The 7,388-nt window shown below is 62.2% G+C and carries 7 protein-coding genes and 1 pseudogene; 7 read left to right on the top strand and 1 reads right to left on the bottom strand.

Annotation, left to right across the window (positions count from 1 at the left end; genetic code table 11):
• The coding region (locus AC1D17_RS26960; protein ID WP_477568319.1) for a LysR family transcriptional regulator at positions 1–412 on the bottom strand (412 nt) is incomplete at its 3' end.
• A 124-nt stretch (positions 413–536) separates the two neighbouring features.
• Between AC1D17_RS26960 and AC1D17_RS26955 the strand changes: the two genes are divergently transcribed.
• From AC1D17_RS26955 to AC1D17_RS26925, 7 genes and pseudogenes are all read left to right on the top strand, one after another.
• Positions 537–1,583 (top strand): aromatic ring-hydroxylating dioxygenase subunit alpha, encoded by a 1,047-nt coding sequence (locus tag AC1D17_RS26955; protein WP_477568318.1) that lies wholly within the window; start codon positions 537–539, stop codon positions 1,581–1,583.
• 12 nt (positions 1,584–1,595) lie between these two features.
• On the top strand, positions 1,596–2,696 hold the full coding sequence (locus tag AC1D17_RS26950) for a 2Fe-2S iron-sulfur cluster-binding protein (RefSeq protein WP_477568317.1): 1,101 nt from the start codon (positions 1,596–1,598) through the stop codon (positions 2,694–2,696).
• Between the two features lie 58 nt (positions 2,697–2,754).
• Complete coding sequence (hisC, locus tag AC1D17_RS26945; protein ID WP_477568316.1) at positions 2,755–3,864, top strand: histidinol-phosphate transaminase; 1,110 nt, start codon at positions 2,755–2,757, stop codon at positions 3,862–3,864.
• 112 nt (positions 3,865–3,976) lie between these two features.
• Entirely contained in the window at positions 3,977–5,902 is a 1,926-nt protein-coding gene (locus AC1D17_RS26940; RefSeq protein ID WP_477568315.1) for a DUF2817 domain-containing protein, read from the top strand.
• Positions 5,863–6,477 carry an ABC transporter permease gene (locus tag AC1D17_RS26935; protein WP_477568314.1) on the top strand — a complete coding sequence of 205 codons (615 nt, stop codon included), beginning with the start codon at positions 5,863–5,865 and terminating at the stop codon, positions 6,475–6,477. The genes AC1D17_RS26940 and AC1D17_RS26935 overlap by 40 nt, the downstream gene beginning before the upstream one ends.
• A 3-nt stretch (positions 6,478–6,480) precedes the next feature.
• Complete coding sequence (locus tag AC1D17_RS26930; RefSeq protein WP_477568313.1) at positions 6,481–7,167, top strand: ABC transporter permease; 687 nt, start codon at positions 6,481–6,483, stop codon at positions 7,165–7,167.
• A gap of 48 nt (positions 7,168–7,215) precedes the next feature.
• Positions 7,216–7,388 (top strand): annotated as a pseudogene (locus tag AC1D17_RS26925) (S-(hydroxymethyl)glutathione dehydrogenase); the annotation flags it as partial.

The raw sequence follows: 7,388 nt of genomic DNA, 5'->3' as shown, positions 1-7,388 counted from the left end.
GCTCTATACCGATGCGAGGCTCTTCCTCTTGCCCAACGATGCGCACGTTCGATTCCGGACAGAGGGACTGCCAGTCAAAAATCTTGCGGCTGACCCATCTGCTGGCGACCGACGTCAAGGCGCTGAGGACGATCCCAGTGTCGTTCCTGGCTCGCGTGAGAACGTTGGCAGCATGGGAAAGCTGTTGAAAACCCTTCGCGAGCTCTCGGTAATACAACTGTCCCCATGACGACAATTCGACCCGCCGTCCTCGCCGCTCCAGCAGCGTCAGACCGAGACATTGCTCCAGGTTGCGTACCAACTGGCTGATGGCTCCCGGCGACACGCCGAGGTCTTTCGCCGCGGCGCTAACTGAGCCGCATCGTCCAATTGCCTCAAAGGCTTGCAAGCCGCGCAAGGAAGGGGTCGGCATCGTGAGGTACTCCTCGGTCGGGTTATTCCAATTTAGAATTTCTAAAAAAGAACGCAGGCGCTGGCAACTTGTTAGCATGAAAAAAACAAGGAACATTCGCTTAGCAAAACGCAAGGAGAGCGAAATGTTTCTCAAGAATACCTGGTACGTCGCGGCATGGGACCACGAGGTCACCCGCGAGCTGAAACCCGTCACGATCCTCGGTGAAAACATCGTCCTTTACCGCAGACAGAACGGCCTGGCCGCCGCACTGGAGGATGCCTGTCCCCATCGAAAGCTGCCGCTCTCCATGGGCCGCATCAAGGGGGACGATGTTGAATGCGGCTATCACGGGCTGACCTTCGACTGTTCGGGTACCTGCACGCGAGTTCCGGGTGCCGAGCGCATTCCGCATGTTGCCAAGGTGCGTTCCTACCCCGTCCACGAGCGCTACGGCCTGCTCTGGATCTGGATGGGTGATGCTGACAAGGCGGACCCGAAGGATATCTTCGAAGTCGAGTATTTCGGTGATCCCATGTGGGGCGTCAATCGCGGCGAATCCATGACGCTCAACTGCAATTATCTCTACATGACAGACAACCTGCTCGACCCGTCCCATGTCGCCTGGGTTCATCAGTCGTCCTTTGCCAGCTCGGCCTGCGAGGAAACGCCGCTTGAGACGACTGTGCAGGATGATGGCGTCACCGTCTGGCGCTGGATGATCGATTCCGAACCGGCTCCGTTCTACGCGCCCTTCCTGCAATTCGAGGGTAACACCGACCGCAAGCAGCACTACGAGGTGCGCTACCCGAGCAATGCGATCATCAAGGCGATCTTCGCGCCCGCCCACACCGGCGGCGAAGGCCGCGTGCTGCCGGAGAACACCTTCCTCATGGACAGCTACAACTTCATGACGCCGGTCGATGAAAACCGCACCAAATATTACTGGTTCCAGATGCGCAATTTTGCGCCTGATGACGCCAAGGTTTCCGAGAGTTTCGCCAAATCCGTGCGTGGCGCCTTTGAGGAGGACCGCGTCGTTCTGGAAGCGGTCCATCACGGAATGGCCAATTTGCAGACACCGAACCTCGACTTGAAGATCGACGTCGGCCCGATGCGTTTCCGGCGCAAGCTGGCTCAGCTGATTGCCGCAGAGGCAAAAGCCGAAACGGCGAGAGCAGCTGCTGAATAAGGATCGATCCGGATGCTGAATGCCGCGGCCTCGCGCTTCCGCCCCTTCGAAGTTGTCTCGAAGGTGCGCGAAAGCACTACCATTACGTCTTTCCGTCTCGTCCCTGTTGAACCTCAGCATTGGCGGCCGTTCGAGGCGGGACAGTTCCTGACGATGCGCGTTCCCGATCGCAAGGGCGGACATGTCCTGCGCAACTACACCGTCTCCTCCTCTCCGCGCGAGGAGGGCACGTACCGGATCACCGTGAAACGCGAGGCGGCAACCACGCAGGATGTGCCGGAGGGACTAAGCTCTTGCTGGCTTCATGACGAGATCGAGCCCGGCGCCGTCATCGAGATCGGCCCGCCGCGCGGCGCATTCAAGCTCGACAACGCGAGTTCCAGACCGGTCGTACTTCTTTCCGGCGGGGTCGGGATGACGCCGACGGTCTCGATGCTGGATGTGCTGGCACGCGAAAGCGACCGTCCCGTCTGGTTCATTCACGCCTGCGACAGCGCAGCCGTCCATGCACTGCGGGAGGAGGTCGAGTATCTCGCCGCGCTACGGCCCGGCATCGCCGTGCATTTCTGCTACCGGTTCGCCGGCAGCGGTGACCTCGATGCAGCCCGATGCCACTCAAAGGGCTTCCTGACGCGTGCCACACTGCAAAACCTCCTGCCGCTCGATGACTATGACATCTACATGTGCGGCCCCCCGCCCTTCATGCAGGCCCTTTACTCCATTCTCGCCGACCTTGGGGTGCGGAAGGACCGCATCGCCTACGAATTTTTCGGGCCGGCGAGCCTGTTGTCGGAGGCCGGGCAGATGGCGAAGTCCCCCTCCATGCCAAGCCCCGCCGAGCCGGCTATTGAGAGGAACGGCCCCCACGTCGTTCTCCAGAAGTCGGGGCGCAAACTGGTCTGGGACGGAACGAGCGAATCCATCCTCGCCTTCCTGGAAGCGCAGGGCATTGAGCCCGAATTCTCTTGCCGTGCGGGGGTTTGCGGGACCTGCGCACAGGGTCTCGTCTCGGGAGAGGTCGACTACTTCGAGGAGCCCCTCGACGCGATACCGGACGACCGGGTGCTGCTGTGCTGCACAAGGCCGAAATCCTCGATCGTGCTCGATCTTTGACCGCTCGAAACAAAAGGCCACGGCCGGAACCAGGATACCCAATCCCGAAGGAGGATTCGTGACGAAGCCGCTTCATACCGAAATCCCGCTCAATCCGCATGTCGCCGGCCTGCCGCCCTACAATGCTGGCATGAACATCGCCGCTGCGCAAAAACACAGCGGCCGACAGGACATCGCGGCCCTCGCCAGCAATGAGAATCCGGATGGCTGCTCCCCTCATGTCGCGGCGGCGCTCGCCAGCCTTGATCCCTCACGCTATTCCGACCCGGCCTGCACGGCGTTGCGCGCTGCGCTCAGCCACAAGCTCGGCGTTCCGGCCGAAAGCATCGTGGCCGGCAACGGCTCGGAAGAGATGATTGCCGCGGTGTGCCGCGCGGTCCTCAGTCCCGGCGCCCTCGTGGCCACGGTCTGTCCCGGCTTCGGACTGCACGAGATCGAGGCGCTCGCCAACGGTGCCCGGGTCGAAAAGGTCGCCATGGGGGCGGACCTCGAGTTCGATGTACCGGCTATCATCACCATGCTTGAGCGAGCGCCGGCGATCTTCTTCCTCTCCTCCCCTTCCAATCCGGTCGGCCTGGCGCTCGACCGCAAGAGCCTCGACCGCGTTCTGGCAGCGGTCGCACCGCAGACACTTCTCGTGCTGGACGAGGCCTATTTCGAATTTACCGACGAAGACATGCCCGATGGTCTTGCCACACTCTCCACGACAGGCCTCTCCTGGGTGGTGTTGCGAACCTTTTCCAAGGCCTACGGCCTTGCGGGCCTGCGCGTCGGCTACGCCGTGATGTCCGATGTGCGGCTCGCGCGCGCCGTGACCGCCGCCAAGACGCCGTTCAACGTCAATGCCGCCGCACAGGTCGCCGCCGTCGCTGCGCTGGAGGACGAGGCGTGGATGCGGTCTTCGGTTGCGGCATTGAAAGACGAGCGGGCACGCGTGGCCGATGCCGTCGCCGCGATGGGGCTTTCGGCGGCTAGGTCGCAGACGAATTTCCTATTCATCGACGTCGGCCTGCAAAGCCGTACAGCGCTGGATCACTTCCTGTCGCGTGGGATCATCGTCAAGCCATGGAAGGAGGGGGGCTATGACACTTTCATCCGCGTGACGATCGGCACCCCTTCGGAAAACGACCGCTTTCTCGACGCACTTCGCGCCATCGCCGAGGGGTGACGCCTGCAGCGTGCCTCAAGCCAAAACAGAACAAAAGTCGGACCACGACCCAAGGGAACCAACAATGAGCGGAAATGCAAGTCTGTATAATGCAAACCGGGAGCCCCTTCGCATGTCCCCTTCAGCGCCATCCGGTCTTTTTGCCGGTGACTTTTCCGCCCTGCGCGCCCGATTTCTTACCGCAGCGCGCACCGCTGGAGCCAGCCTGGTCGAATACCTACATCCCTTGCACGGCCCGAAGGGGGAGCGTCTGGCGACGGACGTCGCCTATCTCGGGCGCAACGATGCTGAAAAGCTCATGGTGCTGATTTCCGGCACGCACGGCGTCGAAGGCCCTTTCGGCTCGGCCTGCCAGACCGACTGGCTTTCGCAGAACTCCCCCTGGAAGCTTCCCGACGATACCGCCGTTCTGGCGATCCACCTCATCAACCCCTGGGGCACAGCATGGACGCGCCGGGTAAACGAAGACAATGTCGACCTCAACCGCAATTTCATCGACTGGCAGAAGGGGCCACCGAAGAACGAAGGGTATGCAGCGTTGCACGGGGCCCTCGTCTGTCGCGCCTGGGACGGCCCGGAGCGCGACGCGGCTGTTGAGGCCTACGAAGCCGCCAAACGGCGGCTCGGTGGCTATGTCGGCATCGCCCCCGTCGTGGAAGCCGGCCAGTACGACTTTCCAGACGGCCTGTTCTACGGCGGCGATGGTCCCGTCTGGTCCAACCGAACCCTCGTTGAGATCCTGTCGACCTTCGCGCAAAAGGCCGCCGAGGTCGTCGTCTTCGACCTGCACACGGGCGCAGGCCCCTATGGTTATCCTGCACTCCTCTCCGTCGCCGAGAGCGAGCACGCCGGTTTGGAATGGGGGCGGCGCATCTTCGGCCCCGCACTCTCGGTCATTGTCACCGGCGGGAATGCGACGACAGATACCGGCATTGCCGCAACGGCCACCGGCTATGTCTCGGCCGCGGTGCGAGACGCACTACCCAACGCGCGTGTCCTGCCATTGGTCGTCGAATGCGGAACCCTTGACGGGGCCGCGGTCTCGGATGCGGTCCAGGCGGACAATTGGCTTCATCTGTTCGGCAAGAACGACACGCCGCTCGGGCGCAGGATCAAGGAGACCTTGTGCGCCGCCTTCATTCCCGAAGACGCGGACTGGCAGCGCACCTGCCTGGCGACCTCGCTGCGTCACTTCGACCGCGCATTTGCCGAGCTCAAAGCGGTCGGCGGCGCGGGTGTCGAAAAATCCGTTCCCGCCGCCGCAGCCGTTGCCATCATAGCCCATCCGGAAGCTGGCGGTCCAAAACTTGACGAAAGGCCGGCGATCGAGGTGCACGACATCCACAAGCGCTTCGGCCCCCTCCCCGTACTCAACGGCGTCAGCGTCTCTGCGCAGCCCGGCGAGGTTGTATCGATGATTGGCTCCTCCGGTTCGGGAAAGAGCACCTTCCTGCGCTGCATCAATCTGCTTGAGCAGCCGAACGACGGGCGCATCGTCATCGATGGCGAAGAAATCCGTATGAAAAAAACACCGGACGGCAACGCAGCGCCTGCCGACAGGCGGCAGGTCGAGCGCATCCGCTCGCGCGTCGGGATGGTGTTCCAGAACTTCAACCTGTGGCCACATATGACGGTCCTAGAAAACATCGTTGACGCTCGGCGAAGGCATCGGCGTCGGTATCGCGCAGGAGAATACCGAACTGAAGGCCCGTATCGACAAGGCGCTCTGCGCGTTGGTCGCCGACGGCTCGATCGGCAAGGCGAGCCAGACCTGGTTCAAGACGGACATCTCTCGTCCCTGCCAGTAACAGCAACGGCGCTCCCCGGGGAAGAAGAAAGGCCGTCAGGTCGATCCTTTCTCGGGGGCTTCATCCGACAGGACAATGCGAAGGTTGGGCGGGTTCGATGGAACTTGGATTTTGGCAGGTATGGGAAGGCGGCTGGATCTCCGCAATCCTGCGGGGGGCGGCGATCACCATCGCCCTCGGTACAGCAAGTATGGCCTTCGGCATCGTCATCGGCGTCGCCTGCGGCCTGATCAAGTGGGCACGGCTTTTCCCTTTGACGCTGGTGGTGGATTTCTACACGTCGATCGTGCGCGGCGTGCCGGAACTTCTGATCATCTACCTTCTCTTCTTTTCCTCCGTGGAGGTCGTGGCCCAAATCGCCGCCGCGTTCGGCTACGAAGGGCTGGCCGGGAACGGCTATGCCTTCGCCATTGCCGTCGTCGCGATCGCTGCCATTTCGGGCGCGTACTCCACCGAGGTCATCCGCGGCGCGCTCGCCGCCATCCCCGGAGGCCATATCGAGGCAGCGCGGGCGCTTGGCATTCCGGGAAGACGCATCTTCCGCCGCATCATCGCACCGCAAATGCTGCGGATCGCCGTGCCGGGAATGAACAATGTCTGGCAAACGACGATCAAGGACACCGCCCTCGTCTCGGTGGTCGGCTTGCAGGAGTTAATGCGCGCCGCCTTCGTCGGGGCGGGTTCAACCCGCCATCCCTTCATCTTCTATTTCATCGCCGCCGTCGTCTACCTCGCGATCACGCTGGTCAGCCAGGGTGGTTTCGACTGGATCGAACGCCTTCTGCGCCCCCGTCTGAGGAAATAGGCCATGAATTTCGAACTCGTTCTCCTCGCCGTTCCGACCCTGGCCAAAGGGTTTTGGATGACCGCCGTCCTGACATTGACTTCGGTCGCCATCGGCTTCAATCTCGGGCTGGCGCTCGCGGTCATGCGCCTTTCGGAAAACAAGGCTTTCAGCAGGTTTGCCAAAGGCTACAGCACCGTCTTCCGGGGCACGCCGCTACTGGTTCAGCTCTTCCTCTTCTACTACGGCCTCGGCCAGCTTTCCTTCGTGCGCGACAATCCCGTGCTCTGGTGGATCGTCGGCGACGGCGCCCATTGCGCTGTCATGGCGTTGGCACTCAACACGGCGGCCTATACATCGGAAATCCTGCGCGGCGGCCTGATGTCCATCCCCGGAGGGCTCGTCGAAGCTGCCCAAGCCTGCGGCATGTCGCGGCTCCTGTGCTTTCGCCGGATCACGTTTCCGCTCGCCATCCGGCAGGCGTTGCCGGCCTATGGCAACGAACTCGTCCTTGTCGTCAAGGGAACGAGCCTCGCCTCCACCATCACCGTCCTGGAAATTACCGGCCACGCGAAACGCCTGATGAGCCAGACCTATGCAATCCTCGAAATATTCGCCATCGCCGGGGTGCTCTATCTCCTGATCAATCTGGTGCTGATCACCCTCGTCCGGCTCCTGGAAGCCCATCTTACACGCTACCTGCCCCGATAGGCCTACCGCCTGAAACGGCCGGAAACTTTAAAAAGAAAGAGAACAACCATGGACGTACGCGCCGCCGTTGCCGTGCAGGCTGGCAAGCCACTCGAAATCATGACCGTGCAGCTCGACGGCCCGCGCGCCGGCGAAGTGCTGGTCGAGGTCAAGGCGACCGGCATCTGCCACACCGACGAATTCACGCTGTCGGGCGCCGATCCGGAAGGCCTGTTTCCGGC

Source organism: Pararhizobium sp. P1_E7 (assembly GCF_056405855.1).
This window is presented reverse-complemented; position numbering and strand designations above follow the sequence as displayed.

What these genes read in the sequence shown, in the direction of transcription:
- AC1D17_RS26940 (WP_477568315.1), top strand. Translation starts at nt 3,977, where the DNA reads ATGTCCCCTTCAGCGCCATCCGGTCTTTTTGCCGGTGACTTTTCCGCC.
- AC1D17_RS26955 (WP_477568318.1), top strand. Translation starts at nt 537, where the DNA reads ATGTTTCTCAAGAATACCTGGTACGTCGCGGCATGGGACCACGAGGTC.
- AC1D17_RS26930 (WP_477568313.1), top strand. Translation starts at nt 6,481, where the DNA reads ATGAATTTCGAACTCGTTCTCCTCGCCGTTCCGACCCTGGCCAAAGGG.
- AC1D17_RS26935 (WP_477568314.1), top strand. Translation starts at nt 5,863, where the DNA reads ATGGCCTTCGGCATCGTCATCGGCGTCGCCTGCGGCCTGATCAAGTGG.
- AC1D17_RS26950 (WP_477568317.1), top strand. Translation starts at nt 1,596, where the DNA reads ATGCTGAATGCCGCGGCCTCGCGCTTCCGCCCCTTCGAAGTTGTCTCG.